Consider the following 279-nt stretch of genomic DNA (forward strand, 5'->3'; position numbering starts at 1 on the left):
GGCATTAATCCCGCAAATTCAAATTCCTAACTTCATTACAGGAGAACTGTTTAAGACAACGATGGGACAAGTTGGTTATTACACGTTCTTTGCTGTAGTCGCGTATTTGAACCTTCGCTGGATTTTCGTTCTACCTATTGTTGTTTTAGAGCAAAAGCCGTTTCGCACAGCAGCACGCAAAAGTGCAACGTTAGTAAAAGAAAGTTTTTTAAAAGTACTATTCTTTTTAGTAGGATTTTTTATTTCAATAGGGATTGTGTACGGTGTATTTTTTGGAAT

At 36.2% G+C, this 279-nt stretch carries 1 protein-coding gene; it reads left to right on the top strand.

What is annotated here, in order from left to right:
* Positions 1 to 279, top strand: a 279-nt coding sequence (locus FE392_RS23215) for a glycerophosphoryl diester phosphodiesterase membrane domain-containing protein (protein ID WP_319932030.1), incomplete at both ends; no start/stop codon positions are given.

Origin of the sequence: Xenorhabdus santafensis, assembly GCF_033949405.1 — a bacterium.
Taxonomy (GTDB): domain Bacteria; phylum Pseudomonadota; class Gammaproteobacteria; order Enterobacterales; family Enterobacteriaceae; genus Xenorhabdus; species Xenorhabdus santafensis.